Genomic DNA, 16,817 nt, shown 5'->3' on the forward strand with positions numbered 1-16,817 from the left:
TGTGTTTGCATGTTTATTTTTTCTTTTTTATTGTTTAGTTCGTTGCGGTTCTTGTGTTTTAAACTCGTTTGTGATAGGATCATTCCCATTAAGGTTTGAGACGCTATAGTTGATGCCGTCTCCGTAATGGTTAGAAAGTGTCGCAATGGTTTCTAATTCCCTTAATGTTTTTATTGCCCCAATCAAGTTTTTTGATTACCCACTTGATTATCAGCGTTCATTTTAAGATAGAGCCATTCTAAAAGCTTGTAAAAATTTTCTTTCTGCTTCCACTAAGCTTTAGCAAGTCATTCTTTTCTAATTTGATTGTGCCTTTTTAGCATAACCAACACTATATCTAAAGAAATCTTTTTTCTTGTTTGTGAATGTAGTTTTATATTCTTACTCCAACGCCAAGTCAATCAAAATTTGCCAATTCTCTTTATAGTGTTGGAGTTGCGACAAGCTCTTTGTGTTGCCCCATTCTTGTATGTCTTCAATAGGGATAATATAGCATTCGCTCGTGCGAGTGTCTATCCCTAAAATCAAATCGCAATCTTTTTTGGTGTATTTGTAAATGCGTTTGGGGGCATTCCTATCAATTTGAACCCCACTCCTATAGTCTCCTATAAAATTCAAAGTTATTTTATTTGCCCTATTAAGTGGTATTCTAAAATGCTTTTTTGCTTCCTCTCGCATGCCTTAAATTCTAAATGCTTTAAGGGGTTAGCGATAGACAAAAGATAGGGTTTTTCACTCAAATTCAATACCACTACAAGCACATAATCATGGCTATACGCTTGCACTTGATCGTATTCTTTTTGGGTCAATCTCAATGCCCCTTGCTTTTCTCTAATCCCCTTAACTTCCACTAAAAACGCTTGCTTGTTGGTTTGAATATAGAAGTCATACCCATCACCAAAAAGACGCATGTCTTTTAAACTCCCACAAGAAAACACTTCTATATTTTTATAGTGGTTTAAAAAATACAATTCGGCTTCTAAACCCGTTTCTTGCATGCTTTTATAGCGGGTTTTAAGGCAAGCGTTAGGGGTAATGCCTAAATCTTTGATTCCGTATTGTTCTTGCAAAAACAATTTCACAATATGGCTAAAACCCTTAACGCTTTCATTTTTAAACAAACTATCAATCCATAATTTTCTATGGATATAGGCACCGCATTTTTGCCACCAACCTTTGCGTTTGTTAGGAAAAAAATAATCAAATAAATCCATACGATTTTTAATAACGCTAGTCGTGTCAGCCAAGCCGATTTGAACGCAATATTCAAAAAAAGCGTTTTTAGTAGAAAAACCAAATTCTTTAATAAAGTCATTATCAAATTTTGCCAAAGCATAGCCTATGAGATTTAAAATTTCATAGTTCTTATGTTTTGCCATAGAAGCTAAACGCCCTAATCGATCTTTAATATCGCTAAAAACGCTTCTTGGGGAAGCTCCACCTTACCGATAGCTTTCATGCGTTTCTTGCCCTCTTTTTGCTTTTCTAAGAGTTTTCTTTTTCGTGTAATATCGCCCCCATAGCACTTAGCCGTTACATTCTTACCGACAGATTTAATCGTCTCTCTGGCGATGATTTTATTCCCCACGCTCGCTTGGATAGCGACTTCAAAAAGCTGTCTTGGGATAAGCTCTTTCATCGTTTCCACTAAAGCACGCCCCTTTTCATACGCCTTGTTTTTATCTATAATGATAGAAAGCGCATCCACCACATCGCCTGCCACCCTCACATCCAACTTCACCAAATGAGCCTCTCTGTTTTCTATAGGCTCATAATCAAAGCTCGCATACCCTTTCGTGCAAGATTTGAGCTTGTCATAAAAATCCATCACAATTTCATTGCTCGGCAAGGAATAAGTGAGCATGACACGAGACTGGTTTAAATATTCCATTTTTTCTTGAATGCCTCTTTTATTGTTCAATAACTGCATTAAATTACCCAAAAATTCACTCGGCGTGATGATCGTCGCCCTCACAAAAGGCTCTTTGATGCAAGCGATACAATTTTCAGGGGGCAATTCGCTAGGGTTTTGGACATATTTGATGCTATTATCGGTTAAATGCACTTCATACACCACCGTGGGAGCGGTAGCGATGAGGTTAAGGCTAAATTCCCTTTCCAGTCTTTCTTTGATCACTTCCATGTGCAATAACCCTAAAAAGCCCACCCTAAAGCCAAAGCCAAGCGCCACCGAGCTTTCAGGCTCAAAATTTAAAGCGCAATCGTTAAGCTGGAGTTTCAATAACGCTTCTCTTAAATCTTCAAATCTGTCCGTTTCTATAGGGTAAAGCCCCGCAAAAACAAAGGGTTTAGCCGGCATAAAGCCTTCAATGGGTTTAGAGGTAGGGTTTTTAGCGTCTGTGAGCGTATCACCCACCGCAATATCAGTAACGCTTTTTAGCCCCAAACTCACAATGCCAATCTCGCCGCATTCTAAACTTTTGGTGGGGATTTTTTTCAAAGGGTTGGGGTAGTATAGCCCTAAAACGCCGTGTTTTTTACCCGTTCCCATCACTAAAATTTCTTGTTCTGTATTAATGCTCCCATCCATGATACGCACTAGTGCTAGCGCCCCTAAATAATTGTCAAACCATGAATCATAAATGAGCGCTTTTAAGGGAGCGTTAAAATCACCGCTAGGGGCAGGAATGGTGGTAATGATTTTTTCTAACAAATCTTTAATGCCAAGCTTAGCTTTAGCGCTCACTTCATTAGCGCTAGAGCAATCAATCCCTATCGTGTCTTCTATATCCTGTTTGACTTCTAAAACGTTCGCATTGGGCAAATCAATTTTATTGATCACCGGTAAAATCTCTAAATTGTTATCTAAAGCGATATAAGTGTTGGCGATGGTTTGCGCTTCCACGCCTTGAGTGGCATCCACCACCAATAACGCCCCTTCGCACGAACACAAAGAGCGAGACACTTCATAGCTAAAATCCACATGCCCTGGGGTGTCAATGAGGTTTAAAACATAATCCTCCCCCTTAAAAGTGTAATTCAAGCGCACGCTTTGAGCCTTAATCGTAATGCCCCTTTCTTTTTCAATATCCATCGTGTCCATCACTTGGCTTTTCATTTCTCTGTTACTGATAGCGTTGCATTCAGAAATCAAACAATCCGCTAAAGTGCTTTTACCATGGTCAATGTGAGCGATAATGGAAAAATTGCGGATATTTTTCATTGGCGCTTTTGTTTTCATCTCTCTTGTCCTAAATCTTTTAAAATAGCGTCAGTCAAACTCTCTGTGTCTAATCCTAAGGATTTTTCCACTAAAGCGGTGTTCCCATGCATGATAAATTCATCCATGATTTCAAAGCTTTTAACAGGCTTTAAAATATTTTGTTCGCTCAAAAACTCTAAAATCGCGCTAGCCACCCCCCCAAGCTTGTAATTATCGCTAAAAACATAGAGCTTTTGATAAGGGGCAACGATCGCGCTTAAATTTGGATCCAAGGGCTTTAAAAACCTGAGATCCAAAAGCGCGCATTCTATGTTTTTTTCCTTTAAAGCCAGTTGGACTAAATGCGCCCGCCCCACGCCATTACCATAGCCTATGAGTAAAATTTCGCCCTCTTTTTTCAACAATTCGCTTTGGCCTAAAACAAAACCGCTAGGCTCAAAAACTCCCTCTTTTAACGCAAACGACCCCCTAGGGTAGCGGAACGCGCAAGGGCTTGAATGATGTTCATTGGCAAAACGCACGGCGTTTTTTAAAGTCTCATTGTCTCGTGGGGCAAAAATGACCATGTTAGGGATAGAGCGCAAATACGACACGTCTAAAAGCCCTTGGTGCGTCTCGCCATCTTCGCCCACAATCCCAGCCCTATCAATGGCTAATTTAATCGGCAAGCTAGAAATGCAAGCGTCATGCACAATGGAATCATAAGCCCTTTGCAAAAAAGTAGAATAGATACTCACAAAAGGTTTAAACCCCTCTTTAGCCATAGCGCTGCTAGAAGTTAAAGCGTGTTGTTCAGCGATAGCGACATCAAAAAAGCGCAAAGGGTAAGCGTCAATGAGTTTGTCTAATCCTGTGCCGCTAGGCATCGCAGCGGTTACGCCTACGATTTTTTCATCTTTCTTGGCCAATTCTAAAAGGGTGTTAGAATACGCTTCAGTGGGCGATAAAATCGCGCTTTTGGATTTTTTAGACAAGCCGGTATCCAAATCAAAAGGCCCCACCCCATGCCATTTTTCATACCGCCCTTCAGCGATTTTATAGCCTTTGCCTTTTAAGGTTTGCGCATGGATTAGCACCGGCTCTTTAAGCTCTTTAGCTAATTTTAAGGTTTCAATAATCGCGCTCAAATCATGCCCATTAATAGGCCCTATATAGTTAATGCCTAATTCTTCAAAAAACACGCCCGGGGTGATGAGTTTGAAAGATTCTTCAAAGCGACTCGCTAAGTAATTCACGCTTTCGGGTAAGGTGCTTAAGATTTTTTTAACTTTAGAGCGGAAAGACTGATAAAACGAGCCTTTCATCAGCTGGCTAAGGGCTTTGGATAAGGCTCCAATAGGCGTGCTGATACTCATTTCATTGTCGTTCAAAATCATGATCATGGGGTATTTCCTATCGCCCAGTTCGTTTAAGGCTTCATAAAAAATCCCTGCACTAATGCTCCCATCGCCTAGTAAAGCAATAGGCATGCCTAACGCCTGTTTCAAACAAAAAGCTTTAGCCACCCCCACGCCTATGGACACCGAAGTGGAGCTATGCCCGGCAATGAAATAATCGTATGCGCTCTCGCTGGGTTTAGTAAAGCCGCTCAAACCTTTAAATTGCCTTAAAGTGCTAAAGCTTTCAAAGCGCCCGGTTAAAAGCTTGTGAGCGTAAGCTTGGTGCGAAGTGTCAAAAATGAAAGGGTTTTTTTGGCAATCAAATAGGGCATGCATGCCCACAATCAGCTCCACAGCCCCTAAAGAAGAGCTTAAATGCCCCCCATTAGCGCTCACCACTTCTAAAATACGATTCCTTAGCGTTTGGCACACCAACTCCAAGCCTGCAATATCATTAGGGTTTAAATCAAAAGTTTTATTTTGCAAAATCACACCTTAAAATTTTCCAACACGCTTTCTTTGAGCGTTTTAAAGCGCTCCATCAAATTCCCATCAAGGCTCCCGTTAGAGCTAGTGATCATAACGCCCCCTTTAGAAATAGCCTCATTGCTTTCTAATTTGATTTTAGAAGCGTTTTGCAAACGCTCATTTAAATAAGGGTAATCCAAAGGATTGACTTTTAAATGAATATCCGTTGCGTCTAAAACATTTTTTAAAAGTTCTTCAGCCAAAGCAAGGGCTACTTTTTGGCTGTTGTCTTCCACTTCTTTAAGGATCACTTCTTTAGCTATATCTATCGCAATCGCGCTCAGTTCCTTTTCTAAAGCCATTAAATGATCTTGTGATTTTTTCATTTTTTCATCTAAAGCGGTGATCGCATGCAAAAGCTGGTTTTTTTCTTCATTCACGCTATGAGTGAGTTCGTTACGCATTTTTTCTTCGCCCTCTTTAAAGCCGATTTTATAGCCATCGTTTTTAGCGTTTTCAATCAAAGCTTTGCTCTCTTCTTGGGCTTTTTCAAATTGCATTTGCAATTTCACTAAATGGCTTGAGAGCTCATCGGTTTTTTTCAATAAGCAATCAATCAAATCGTTTTCTATCGCTTTTTTTTCCAAAGGCTCTTCTAGATTAGGCGTTTCTAAAGACGCGCCATTAGGATTAGTTTTAGGGGGTAAGTTTGCCATGCTCTTAAATTCGTATTTTTGAATGTCATGCTTATTCAAATGGTCTTTTTGGATCAAATTTTTGCGGCTATTCAATGACATCTTCCTCTTCACCGGTTTGGATCACGCCTTTTTCTTGCAAGTTCTGCACGATTTCAATGATTTTCCTTTGAGCCACATCCACATCTTTGATTTTAACCGCTCCTAAATATTGCATTTCTTCTACAAACTGCTCTGCAGCCCTACTGCTCATGTTGTTTAAGAATTTATCGGTTAAATCTTTCGTGGAAGTTTTTAAAGCTAAAGACAAATCTTTTTTATCCGCTACTTTTAAAATCTCTCTGATAGCGAAATTGTCCAATTTCACAATGTCTTCAAAAGTGAACATCATTTCTTTAATCGCGCCGGCGAGCTTGTTATCCACGCTTTCAATGCGAGCGAGGGTGGTTTTAGCGCTCTTTTGGCCCAAGCGGTTAAAGATTTCAGCCACCGCTCTTAAGCCACCCACTTCAATTTTATAGCTAGTGAGCGATTCCAGTTTGTTTTCTAACACCGTGGAAACCCTTTTAACCACTTGGGGCGATATTTCGCCTAAATTCGCCATTCTAATAGAGATTTCGGCTTTCATTTCATCAGGGAAATAGCTCAAAGTCTCAGCCGCATTAGGGGCTTCCATGTGGGCTAAAATCAAGGCAATGGTTTGAGGGTGTTCGTTAATGATGAAATCAGCGAGTTGTTGGGGCTTGATTTTGCCTAAATAAGCGAAGTTTTTTTGCGTTTGCAAGCTTTTAGTGAGTTTGTCCATCACTTTTCTGGCTTCTTCGCTCCCTAAAGTCCTGGTTAAAAGCTCTCTGGCGTATTCCAAACCACCGGTATTGATGTATTGGTTAGACTGAAAAATCGCAAAAAATTCCTCTAAAACCGCCGCGCCGATTTGCTTGTCTGTGCCGTTTAATTGCACGATTTGCTTAGAAATCTCTGTAATAGAGTCAATGTCTAAATGCCTTAAAATCTCGCCTGTGGTGTCTTCGCCCACTTGAATGAGTAAAATAGCGATTTTTTCACTCATGGAGAGTTCGTTTAATTGAGCCTTTTGTTTGGGGGTAAGCTTGGTTGCCATTTTTAACCTTTATTTAACCTTTCGCGCTGTCTGAAGAGATTTCATCTTTGATTAGGAGTTTAAAGAGTGTTGCGATTTCATCAGGGCGTTCTTTAAGAGTCCCTCTAATCTTTTCTAATATAATTTCGTATCTTACTTCTTCTTCGCTAAAGGTTGCATTAAGCCCTAATTGATCTTCTACTTTTTTTCTCAAATCGCCCAGTTTGTTCAATTCATCTTCTTCTTCATCCATTTCTTCAAACATGGATTTCACTTCCTTATCTTCATCAGGCACCACTTCTAGCATGCGTTCGCTGAAAGGCACAATCACTTTTTTATAGAAAATAAATAGCACTATAAACACTAAAACATACTTGATTAAGGGCGTGAATGAGCCTAAGATTTTTTGAGTCTTGTGCATGATTTTTTCGCTCAAAGTAGCGTTATCAAGCATTGGCGTTATGGGGTTAAACTCAAAATTACTCACCGCTACATCATCGCCTCTATTTTGATTATAGCCAATGGCTTGTTTCACTAGAGCGTTGATTTTTTGAAGCGATTCATCGCTCAAAGGCTCGTATTCTAAAGTATTCGCCCCATCTTTAAGCGCGATTTTATACTTGCCATCCACCACAACCGCTGCATTCAAACGCACTAAAGTGCCAAACTCGCCCTTAATCTCGCTAATGGTTTTACCCACTTCATAATTGGTCGTGTTTTGAGACTTTTCGTATTTTTCTGGCTCTTTATTGTCTTTCAATCCTTGCACAGGCCCGATATTGCTCACAACCCCAGGCACGCCACCGACTTGTTTTTTAGGAGTGCCTTCTTTTTTTTCTTCTAGATTTTGCTCGCTCCTTACGACATTATTGGGATCAAAAGTCTCTTTAGTGCTTTTCTTTTGGCTGAAATCAAACTCCGCATTGACCCTTGCGACCACCTTGTTTTTACCCCCCACAATAGGGGCTAAGATATTGACAATCTTATTTTCTAAAATGTTTTCAAAATTTTGTTTGTAATGCAATTGCTCTAGGGCTAATTCTTTGGAGTTTTCTAGTATATCGCCCTCGCCTATTGATTCGCCGTTTTCATTCACGATTTTCACATTTTCTATCGTGAGTTTAGGCACAGCTGCAGCGATTAAATTTTTAATCCCTAAAATTTGAGTGGGTGAAAGCTTCATGTCAGGCTTGAGTTTGAGCATCACCGAAGCGCTAGGAGGGACTTCTTTAGCCACAAACACGCTGTCTTTAGGGATTGCAATATGCACATTGGCTTTCAAAATGGGGTTTAAACTTTCAATCGTGCGCGACAATTCCCCCTCAATGGCGCGAATGAGTTTGATATTTTGATCAAAATCAGTCGCTCCAAAGTCTTTAGTGTCAAAGATTTCAAAGCCCACTTTACTCGTTTTAGGGATCCCTTGAGAAGCCAGAGTGATCCTTTCTTCATACACTTTATCTTTGGGGATAAGAATGGTGTCATCTCTTGAGACTTTATAAGGGATTTGGTTTTGCTGGAGGTGCTGCAAGATTAAAGCGTTATCGCTAGAGTCTAAGCCTTCAAATAAAACCCCATAGCCCCCTTGCGTGTAGTCTTTTTCTTTAAAGGGATAGAGCAATAAAAACACAAGCAAAGCGGTGATTAAAACCCCGGCTGCGATTAGGGCGATTTTTTGCTTTTTATTGAGCTTGATGAAAAAATCAACAATCCGTTGCAATAATACCTTTAAATCCAATATTAAAACCTTGATAAAATTTTCATTCTTTTAAGCCGTTCGCTTAGATCTTTTGAAACACGCTCAAATAAATCCCTATGGAAAAACAAGCCCCTAACGCCCCTAAACAAAACCCTCCTAAAACACTACTGAAAGAAATCCCTAAAAGAATCAGCACCAACCCTATTAAAAAAATCAAACCAAATAAGCTATAAAAAAGAACATTTTTCAGCGTTTGATGCGTGATCAAATGGGGTATCAATAAAACAAGCAACCCATAAAATAGCACTAAAGAAAGTGCAGTAGCGTTAGGGAAATTAGCGCTGTGCGAAAACCGCTGAATGGAATATGCAAAAAGGTGTTTTAAAGATTCTAAAAGGGCTTCAAACAGGATCACGCTTAACACAAACCACACCCCAAGCGCTAAGTTTCTGCGATAAAGGCTTAAAAACACCCCCACTAACAAGCTCAAAGGCAACACGAATTGAGAAGAGCCTAAATTAGCGATATTTTGGAGAATTAGAGTTAAAATAGGGCTGGAATTAAAGGGGGTTGAACGCGCGAAATTAAAAATGGCATTGTCCATCAAATGAGCATAATCAAAAAAAACCAATCCAGCAATAAGGATAAAGAACGCGCTAAAAACACCCCCTAAAAGAAATAGGGTTTTAACTGGTAATAAAAAGAATGGTTTGGGTTGTGTGGAAACATTTTTGAAAGAATTTTCAGCCATTATTTAAAACCCTTTTTTTAGTAGTTCATTCAAAATTGATATTATACGCCAACGAATTTTAAAATTGCTCTTAAAAGTTTTAAGACAATGAAGTTTAAACACATAAAAGCTTTTCATTTTAATCCAACCTAGCTAATAAGAAACTGAAATTGTTTTTTTTTTTTTTTGAAATCGCTTTAATTTTTGCCCTCTTTTAAAGCTTTTTAACCCTTTTTAGACTACAATGTGAGAAGTAAAAATCAAAGGAACACGACATAATGGATAGAGCCAAATTTATATTCGTTACAGGGGGCGTGTTAAGCTCTCTAGGGAAAGGGATTTCATCTTCTTCAATCGCTACGCTTTTACAGCATTGCAATTACCAGGTTTCTATTTTGAAGATTGACCCTTATATCAATATTGATCCAGGCACCATGAGCCCTTTAGAGCATGGGGAAGTGTTTGTTACTAGCGATGGCGCTGAAACGGATTTAGACATAGGGCATTATGAACGCTTTTTGAACAGGAATTTAACAAGGTTGAATAATTTCACTACCGGGCAGATTTTTTCAAGCGTGATAGAAAATGAAAGGAAAGGGGAATATTTAGGCAAAACCATTCAAATCGTCCCCCATGTAACCGATGAAATCAAAAGGCGCATTAAAAGCGCGGCTAAGGGGTTGGATTTTTTAATCGTGGAAGTGGGCGGAACCGTGGGCGATATGGAGGGCATGTTTTATTTGGAAGCGATCCGCCAGCTTAAATTGGAATTGGGGAATGAAAAAGTCATCAATGTGCATGTAACCTTGATCCCCTATATCCAAACCACTAACGAGCTAAAAACCAAACCCACGCAACACTCCGTCCAGGAATTAAGACGCCTTGGCGTAACCCCTCAAATCATTTTGGCGCGATCGCCTAAGCCTTTGGATAAAGAATTGAAAAAGAAAATCGCTTTGAGTTGCGATGTGGAGCAAGACAGCGTGATTGTAGCCACAGACACTAAAAGCATTTACGCATGCCCTATTCTTTTCTTGCAAGAAGGCATTTTAACCCCCATTGCCAGACGCTTTAATTTGAATAAGTTGCACCCCAAAATGGCGGCTTGGAACACTTTAGTAGAAAAGATTATCGCTCCTAAACACAAGGTCAAAATTGGTTTTGTGGGCAAGTATTTAAGCTTAAAAGAATCTTATAAATCCTTGATTGAAGCCCTAATCCATGCGGGTGCACATCTGGACACGCAAGTCAATATTGAATGGCTGGATAGCGAGAATTTTAACGAAAAGACTGATTTAGAGGGCGTTGATGCGATTTTAGTGCCGGGGGGCTTTGGAGAAAGGGGGATTGAGGGCAAAATTTGCGCCATTCAAAGGGCTAGGTTAGAAAAACTCCCCTTTTTAGGGATTTGTTTGGGCATGCAATTAGCGATCGTTGAATTTTGCCGCAATGTTTTGGGTTTAAAAGGGGCTAACTCTACGGAGTTTAACCAACGTTGCGAATACCCTGTGGTGTATTTGATTGGAGATTTTATGGATCAAAACCACCAAAAACAGGTGCGCACCTATAATTCGCCTTTAGGAGGCACCATGCGATTAGGCGAATACGAATGCGAAATCATGCCCAACAGCTTGCTAGAAAAAGCTTATAAAAAGCCTAGCATTAAAGAAAGACACCGCCATCGTTATGAAATCAACCCCAAATACCGCCAAGAGTGGGAAAATAAGGGCTTGAAAGTGGTGGGTTTTGGAGCGAATCATTTGATTGAAGCGATTGAATTAGAAGATCACCCGTTCTTTGTGGGGGTGCAATTCCACCCAGAATTCACCTCCAGGTTGCAAAGCCCTAACCCTATTATTTTGGATTTCATTAAGAGCGCTCTTTCTAAATCCTAATCTAAAGAATGAAACAAAAGCTTAAAGCTCAAATCAAAGAGCGAGTGGCTTCTATCGCTTATAATGAAAAAGGGTTTCCTAGCCCCTTTTTATTCAAAGACTTGAAAAAAGCCGCACTCAAAATCATAGAAGCCATGCGCGCAAACACAGAAATTTTAGTGGTGGGCGATTATGACGCTGACGGCGTGATTAGCTCTGCTATCATGGCAAAATTCTTTGAAAGCCTAAACTATAAGCATGTCCGCATTATAATCCCTAATCGCTTCATGGATGGCTATGGGATTTCTAAAAAATTTTTAGAAAAACACCACGCCCCTTTAATCATCACGGTGGATAACGGGATTAACGCCTTTGAAGCCGCGCGATTTTGCAAAGAAAAAAACTACACCCTTATCATTACGGATCACCATTGCTTAAATAATGATGAAGTCCCAGACGCTTATGCGGTGATCAACCCCAAGCAACCAGATTGTGATTTTATCCAAAAGGAAGTGTGCGGGGCGTTGGTGGCGTTTTATTTGTGCTATGGAATCCACCAGCTTTTAGGAAAAGAAAAAAGCCATTCTAGTGAGTTGTTGTGTTTAGCGGGCGTGGCGACTATTGCTGACATGATGCCTTTGACTTTTTTTAACCGCTTTTTAGTTTCTAAAGCCTTGTATTTTTTGCAAAAAGAATCCTTAGGGGCAATGGGGTTTTTACGCCAAAGAGAAGTTTTTAGAAAACGCTCTTTAAAAGCGAGCGATATTTCTTTTAATATCGCCCCCTTAATCAACTCCGCAGGGCGCATGCAAGACGCTAAAATGGCTTTAGATTTTTTAAGCGCGAATAATTTTCAAGATGGCTATTCTTTGTATGAACGCTTGAAAGCATGCAATTTGAAGCGTAAAATGATCCAACAGCAGGTTTTTGAAGAGGCTTTTAAGCATGCGATGGTTGGAGAAAAAATTATCGTCGCTTTTAAGGACAATTGGCATGAGGGCGTGTTAGGGATTGTGGCTTCAAAATTAGTGGAAGCCACTCAAAAGCCAAGCCTGGTTTTCACCTTTAAAGAAGGGGTGTATAAAGGGAGCGCTCGTAGCTCTTCAAACATTGACTTGATTGACGCTTTGAATGGGGTTTCTTCTTTGCTGCTCGGCTATGGAGGGCATAGGCAAGCTTGCGGGTTGAGCGTTGGAAAAAACAATATCATCTCGCTCTTTGAAACTTTAGAAAATTTTGATTTTAAAGTCTTGCCTTTTTGTGAAAAAGAACCCCCTTTAACGCTCAAATTAAAAGACATTGACAGAGAGCTTTTAGAGATTATAGAAGCGGGCGAACCTTATGGGCAAGAAAACCCTGAACCTTTATTCCAGGTGCAAAATTTAGAAGTCATAGAAGAAAGAATCATTAAAGAAAGCCACCAGGTTTTGCGTTTTAAGGATAAAGAATGCGTCAAAGAGGCTATTTATTTTAACGCTGATCGGTTTTTGAAAGCGGGCGAAAAGGTGAGTGCGATTTTTAGCGTGGAATTAGATGAGTATTCTAATGAGCCTAAAATGTTTGTTAAAAGTTTGTTGTAGTGCCTTTTGTTGAAGAAGAATTTGAAATTTTAAAACCCACCAAAGCCTTGTTTTTTGTGCGCAATGTTTTAAAATGCTCTTTAAAAGAAGCCCAACGACACCTTGACAAACAACGCCTGAAACAAAACCAACAAGCCGTGCGTAAATCTCAAATGATTCAAGGGGTCGTTCGCTTGATTCATTTCAAGCCCAATGAAAAGCAAGAAAAGCTTGTTTTTGAGACTAAAGATTTTGGCGTGTTTGACAAACCCCATCAAGTCTATACCCACCCTAAAGGCTATTTTTACCATGAAAGCTTATTAGATTGTATCCAATCGCATTTGGGTAAAAACGCCCACCCAGCCCACAGATTAGATTATGAAACGAGTGGGTTAGTTTTAGCGGGCAAGACCTTACAAAGCGTTAAGGATTTAAAAGCGCTTTTCATGCAAAAAAAAGTAAAAAAAACTTATTTAGCACTAGCGCATGGGTTGGTTGAAAAAAGCATGAAAATAGACAAACCCATTCTAACGCCACAAAACATTCAAAAAGATTTGCGCATTCGATCTCAAATTTCTCCTTTAGGCAAGCCTTCAATTACCCTTGTTGAGCCTTTAAGCTATAACCCTTTTTTGGATATAAGCCTACTTAAAATTACCCCCATAACCGGGCGCACGCACCAGATCCGCTTGCATTTAAGCAGCGTGGATCATAGGATCGTGGGTGAGAGGCTTTATGGGGTGGCAGATGAAAACGCTAGAGAATACCTTCAATTGAAGCGTGAAAATCACGCCCCATTACTCATGCTCCATGCCGCTAGTTTAGAGTTTGAATTTAAAGGGGCGATCTACAAAATCGCTTCCCCAATGCCCGAACGCTTCATGCCTTTTTTAAAAGATTAACCCCCACATTTTTTATTGATTATCCCCTGATTGCTTTATTGATTGTTTTCTTGACTATTTTCTTTGGGGGGTTTTTTGATTAAGATTTTCTATATGCTTTTTTTAATCCCCCTTATCCTTTCTAGCTTTCAATTCCTCTTGTTTTTTGAGAATCATTTCTTCAGTAATGTTAGAAAGCTTGTCTTTATGGTTTTCATCATTAGAATCTTCTTTGTGGTGGGACTCTTCTTGTTTTTTTGAAATGATTTCTTCAGCAATGTTAGAGAGTTTTTCAAAATTTTTAGTGTCTTTGCGAGTGGAGCGGTTTTTTAAATTCTCTCTGATTTGCCTTTTTCTTTGGATTAACGCAAACATTTTTTGGCTGAATTGGTAGCATTTACGCGTGCTTATAACAATCACGCCCCACTTGATTAGCAAAGCACTTAAAAGCCAAATAAAAGAGCTAGAAGTGTCCAATAAAAACTGGCGCACATCGCTATACACCCAAATATCCACTAAAATAACCAACAGAGTGATGAAAATAGAAAACGCAATGCTTTTAAACCTAAAAAGCCACGCCACGATCACAAACCCTCTCGTGTGCCTGTGGGCTAACAGCCAGCGTTCATTTTTTTCGCTAAAAAAATTCATTAAACTAGAAATTACGCTATTTTTCTTGTTCATTTTCGCCCTTTTCCCAAACTTCTTTAAAATGCTTGGTGGTTTTTTCTTGTTTTTCTTTCAATTCTTTAGCGTGGATTTGCTCTAACAACCTTTTTTCTTCGGCTTCAAACATGATTTTTAATTCTTCTTCATTAAAATCGCTCAGTTGCATATTCTCTTTTGTCAAGCGTTTTTCTACGATTTTAACCGCTTGCTCCCTGATTTTTTGAGATTTTTCTTTAAAAAGCACTCGTTTGGTTTTTTGAAACGCTTCATTAGAATTTTTATGGATCGTTTGTTTGCAAAAATCTAAAAAATCCTTGACTTGATGCATAATTTTCATGGTTATCCGTTTTTAAAGAGTTTTTAAGACTAATGACCCCTAAAAGAATACCAAAAAAAGATTAAAACTCCCTAGTAAAAATATTTTCTTAAAAGAATAAGGGGCATTTTGGCAATACCCTTATCCCTTATTTTTCTTTGAGCGCCTCGCATGCTTCTTTAACGCCTAATTTGCAGGCTTTAGAGAAATATTGATCGGCTTTTTTTGAGTCCCGTTTCACCCCATCCCCATTATAATATAACACCCCCAAATTACCACACCCCATACCTTCTTTTAAATCACACGCTTTAGAATAAAAATAAGTGGCTTTTATTAAGTCTTTTTCTACTCCTTTCCCATTATAATATAACGCCCCTAAATTAAAACATCCCAAACTCTCTTTTAAATCGCATGCTTTAGAATAAAGATAAGCGGCTTTTGTTAAGTCTTTTTCTACTCCTTTCCCATTATAATATAACGCCCATAAATTAAAACATCCCAAACCCTCTTTTAAATCGCATGCTTTAGAGAAGTATTGAGCGGCTTTTGTTAAGTTTTTTTCTACGTCTTCCCCATTATAATATAACTCCCCTAAATCATTACAACCCCTACCATATTTCAAATCGCATGCTTTAGAGAGATATTGAGCGGCTTTTATTAAGTTTTTTTCTACATCTTCCCCATTATAATATAATGACCCTAATCTCTTACACCCCAAACCCTCTTTTAACTCACACGCTTTAGTGTAAAGTTGAGCGGCTTTTATTAAGTTTTTTTCTACATCATCATACAGATCCCCTAAAGCACCACACCCCCCACCATATTTCAAATCGCATGCTTTTTCAAAATATTTTTTAGCTTGAATGTAATCTCTCGCTTCAATACTCTTTACGCCCAAATCAAAAAGCTCTTTAGGGTTTGGCTCTGCCATTAACCCCCCCCCCAATCAACACACAACACAAGCACAAAACCCTAAAAATGGCTTTTTTGAAACTTAGCATGACGCTTCTCCCTTTTATTAAAAAATTTAGACTTTATTATAATCAAATTGCAATCAGATCTAATGATTTTTTAAAACCTGCTGGCAATAGCGCTCTAAGATCCTGCAAGCGCTCAAAGAATCTAGCCGGCCGTCTTTGATAGCGAGCCGCTTATTTTTCCTACCCAAATGCTCTAAATTTTCATAGGCTTCTATGCTGGATCTGTCTTCATTAATAAAAACGATTTCGCCCTTAAAATCTACAAGCTTGATGAAATGCTCAATGCGGGCGTGGGTATCCGCATAGCTTTCATTAGGCTTGCCCACCACTAGCACCTGAATGTTTTTTTCCCTCAATAAATCGCTCAAATCCCTAGAGGCCTGATTTTTGTTGTGGCGTAAAATCGCTTCTAAAGGCAAGATAACGCCGTTTAAAAGCACAGCGATGCCAATGCGTTTTAACCCCACATCGCATGCTAAAATCATGCTAACACCACGAGATGATTGATGCGCTTGATCTTACCCAACAGCTCGTATTCTAAAAGCTTATCCCCAAATTTGAGATACGCCTCTTCATAGCTGGGGTTTTTGGCGCAATATTCTAAAAATTCATCTTTCATTTCAGGCATTTCTTTTAAATGGTAGTCTTTTAAAAGAGTGTTTATAAAATTTTGAATATTAAATATCCCTTGAGCCTGCCCTTTTTCTAAAAGCTCATTAGTGCCATCGCTCTCATTCAAGCGCTGAGGCAAAACAAACAAGGGTTTTTGGTATTTTTGAGCTAATCTCGCGCTGCTCATAGAGCCGCTTTTTAAATCCGCTTGGGGGATAATCACCGCATCGCTTAAAGCGATCACCAAGCGGTTTCTCGCTAAAAAAGAGCCTTTAACGGGCATGAAATCCTTTTCATATTCGCTTAAAATCAAGCCGTTTTGCGCGATTTCTTGGATCACTTTATGATTGTTTGTAGGATAGATCAAATCCAAACTGCAAGGCGAAAGCGTGATCGTTTTTGGCAAGGCGTTTTCTTGAGCGATAATATCCACGCCCAACGCTCCCCCGCTCACAATAACCGCGCCATTTTTAGCAAGCTCTCTGGCTAGAGTGATGGTGTGTTGCTTGCTGTAAGGGGTGGGTCTTCTTGTGCCTATGATAGCCACTTTTAAAGGCGCTTCTAAAAGCTTGGTATCGCCCACACAATAGAGTTTTTTAGGAGGGTCTTTGAGAATGTCAAAGGCTTTAGGGATATTCTCTAGCGCGCTGTATTGGAAATGGCTTTTCATTC

17 protein-coding genes are annotated in these 16,817 nt (G+C 39.4%); 3 read left to right on the plus strand and 14 right to left on the minus strand.

Annotation, left to right across the window (positions count from 1 at the left end; all coding sequences use genetic code 11):
• Positions 1-27: 27 nt before the first annotated feature.
• From DQL14_RS08735 to DQL14_RS07315, 9 genes are all read right to left on the minus strand, one after another.
• Entirely contained in the window at positions 28-186 is a 159-nt protein-coding gene (locus tag DQL14_RS08735) for a hypothetical protein (RefSeq protein ID WP_231952829.1), read from the minus strand.
• Positions 187-381: 195 nt separating this feature from the next.
• Positions 382-618, minus strand: a complete 237-nt coding sequence (locus DQL14_RS07280; RefSeq protein ID WP_108169245.1) for a hypothetical protein — start codon at positions 616-618, stop codon at positions 382-384.
• A 2-nt stretch (positions 619-620) separates the two neighbouring features.
• Positions 621-1,379 (minus strand): protein NO VEIN domain-containing protein, encoded by a 759-nt coding sequence (locus DQL14_RS07285; protein ID WP_108169246.1) that lies wholly within the window; start codon positions 1,377-1,379, stop codon positions 621-623.
• 14 nt (positions 1,380-1,393) lie between these two features.
• Positions 1,394-3,184, minus strand: a complete 1,791-nt coding sequence (gene lepA / locus DQL14_RS07290) for a translation elongation factor 4 (RefSeq protein WP_162296921.1) — start codon at positions 3,182-3,184, stop codon at positions 1,394-1,396.
• 14 nt (positions 3,185-3,198) lie between these two features.
• Positions 3,199-5,049: a 1-deoxy-D-xylulose-5-phosphate synthase gene (dxs, locus tag DQL14_RS07295; RefSeq protein WP_162296890.1), complete on the minus strand. Its 1,851-nt coding sequence runs from the start codon at positions 5,047-5,049 to the stop codon at positions 3,199-3,201.
• A gap of 2 nt (positions 5,050-5,051) precedes the next feature.
• Entirely contained in the window at positions 5,052-5,828 is a 777-nt protein-coding gene (gene fliH / locus DQL14_RS07300) for a flagellar assembly protein FliH (protein WP_000056242.1), read from the minus strand.
• Positions 5,815-6,846 (minus strand): flagellar motor switch protein FliG, encoded by a 1,032-nt coding sequence (fliG, locus tag DQL14_RS07305; RefSeq protein WP_108169249.1) that lies wholly within the window; start codon positions 6,844-6,846, stop codon positions 5,815-5,817. The genes fliH and fliG overlap by 14 nt, the downstream gene beginning before the upstream one ends.
• Before the next feature lie 13 nt (positions 6,847-6,859).
• Positions 6,860-8,563: a flagellar basal-body MS-ring/collar protein FliF gene (fliF, locus tag DQL14_RS07310; protein WP_108169250.1), complete on the minus strand. Its 1,704-nt coding sequence runs from the start codon at positions 8,561-8,563 to the stop codon at positions 6,860-6,862.
• A 43-nt stretch (positions 8,564-8,606) separates the two neighbouring features.
• Positions 8,607-9,275, minus strand: a complete 669-nt coding sequence (locus DQL14_RS07315) for a phosphatase PAP2 family protein (protein ID WP_108169251.1) — start codon at positions 9,273-9,275, stop codon at positions 8,607-8,609.
• A gap of 257 nt (positions 9,276-9,532) precedes the next feature.
• On the opposite strand from DQL14_RS07315, the gene pyrG reads away from it, so the two are divergent.
• Genes pyrG through DQL14_RS07330 form a run of 3 tightly spaced genes read left to right on the plus strand, consistent with a single transcriptional unit; the run spans position 9,533 to position 13,589 of the window.
• The gene (pyrG, locus tag DQL14_RS07320) at positions 9,533-11,149 is read left to right on the plus strand and encodes a glutamine hydrolyzing CTP synthase (protein WP_039093018.1); all 1,617 of its coding nucleotides are present in this window, start codon (positions 9,533-9,535) and stop codon (positions 11,147-11,149) included.
• A gap of 8 nt (positions 11,150-11,157) precedes the next feature.
• Positions 11,158-12,708 (plus strand): single-stranded-DNA-specific exonuclease RecJ, encoded by a 1,551-nt coding sequence (recJ, locus tag DQL14_RS07325; RefSeq protein ID WP_108169252.1) that lies wholly within the window; start codon positions 11,158-11,160, stop codon positions 12,706-12,708.
• Positions 12,708-13,589, plus strand: coding sequence for an RluA family pseudouridine synthase (locus DQL14_RS07330; protein ID WP_108169253.1), 882 nt, complete (start codon positions 12,708-12,710; stop codon positions 13,587-13,589). Before recJ ends, DQL14_RS07330 begins: the two co-directional genes overlap by 1 nt.
• Positions 13,590-13,691: 102 nt before the next feature.
• On the opposite strand, the gene DQL14_RS07335 is transcribed toward DQL14_RS07330, so the two are convergent.
• The 5 genes from DQL14_RS07335 to dprA all read right to left on the minus strand — a co-directional run bounded on the left by DQL14_RS07335 (position 13,692) and on the right by dprA (position 16,815).
• Positions 13,692-14,252: a hypothetical protein gene (locus tag DQL14_RS07335; RefSeq protein WP_108169254.1), complete on the minus strand. Its 561-nt coding sequence runs from the start codon at positions 14,250-14,252 to the stop codon at positions 13,692-13,694.
• The gene (locus DQL14_RS07340) at positions 14,236-14,574 is read right to left on the minus strand and encodes a hypothetical protein (protein ID WP_108169255.1); all 339 of its coding nucleotides are present in this window, start codon (positions 14,572-14,574) and stop codon (positions 14,236-14,238) included. Before DQL14_RS07340 ends, DQL14_RS07335 begins: the two co-directional genes overlap by 17 nt.
• A 127-nt stretch (positions 14,575-14,701) precedes the next feature.
• Entirely contained in the window at positions 14,702-15,484 is a 783-nt protein-coding gene (locus DQL14_RS07345; RefSeq protein ID WP_108169256.1) for a tetratricopeptide repeat protein, read from the minus strand.
• A gap of 129 nt (positions 15,485-15,613) precedes the next feature.
• On the minus strand, positions 15,614-16,018 hold the full coding sequence (gene ruvX, locus DQL14_RS07350; protein WP_108169257.1) for a Holliday junction resolvase RuvX: 405 nt from the start codon (positions 16,016-16,018) through the stop codon (positions 15,614-15,616).
• Positions 16,015-16,815 carry a DNA-processing protein DprA gene (dprA, locus tag DQL14_RS07355; protein ID WP_108169258.1) on the minus strand — a complete coding sequence of 267 codons (801 nt, stop codon included), beginning with the start codon at positions 16,813-16,815 and terminating at the stop codon, positions 16,015-16,017. Before dprA ends, ruvX begins: the two co-directional genes overlap by 4 nt.
• Between the last annotated feature and the right edge of the window lie 2 nt (positions 16,816-16,817).

It is taken from the genome of Helicobacter pylori NCTC 11637 = CCUG 17874 = ATCC 43504 = JCM 12093, from assembly GCF_900478295.1.
Taxonomy (GTDB): Bacteria; Campylobacterota; Campylobacteria; order Campylobacterales; family Helicobacteraceae; genus Helicobacter; species Helicobacter pylori.

Excerpts from the sequence above, each read along its gene's own strand:
- recJ (WP_108169252.1), top strand. The coding sequence starts at position 11,158 with ATGAAACAAAAGCTTAAAGCTCAAATCAAAGAGCGAGTGGCTTCTATC.
- fliG (WP_108169249.1), bottom strand. The coding sequence starts at position 6,846 with ATGGCAACCAAGCTTACCCCCAAACAAAAGGCTCAATTAAACGAACTC.
- DQL14_RS07285 (WP_108169246.1), bottom strand. The coding sequence starts at position 1,379 with ATGGCAAAACATAAGAACTATGAAATTTTAAATCTCATAGGCTATGCT.
- DQL14_RS07335 (WP_108169254.1), bottom strand. The coding sequence starts at position 14,252 with ATGAACAAGAAAAATAGCGTAATTTCTAGTTTAATGAATTTTTTTAGC.
- ruvX (WP_108169257.1), bottom strand. The coding sequence starts at position 16,018 with ATGATTTTAGCATGCGATGTGGGGTTAAAACGCATTGGCATCGCTGTG.
- lepA (WP_162296921.1), bottom strand. The coding sequence starts at position 3,184 with ATGAAAAATATCCGCAATTTTTCCATTATCGCTCACATTGACCATGGT.
- DQL14_RS07345 (WP_108169256.1), bottom strand. The coding sequence starts at position 15,484 with ATGGCAGAGCCAAACCCTAAAGAGCTTTTTGATTTGGGCGTAAAGAGT.
- DQL14_RS07340 (WP_108169255.1), bottom strand. The coding sequence starts at position 14,574 with ATGAAAATTATGCATCAAGTCAAGGATTTTTTAGATTTTTGCAAACAA.
- DQL14_RS07315 (WP_108169251.1), bottom strand. The coding sequence starts at position 9,275 with ATGGCTGAAAATTCTTTCAAAAATGTTTCCACACAACCCAAACCATTC.
- fliH (WP_000056242.1), bottom strand. The coding sequence starts at position 5,828 with ATGTCATTGAATAGCCGCAAAAATTTGATCCAAAAAGACCATTTGAAT.
- dprA (WP_108169258.1), bottom strand. The coding sequence starts at position 16,815 with ATGAAAAGCCATTTCCAATACAGCGCGCTAGAGAATATCCCTAAAGCC.
- pyrG (WP_039093018.1), top strand. The coding sequence starts at position 9,533 with ATGGATAGAGCCAAATTTATATTCGTTACAGGGGGCGTGTTAAGCTCT.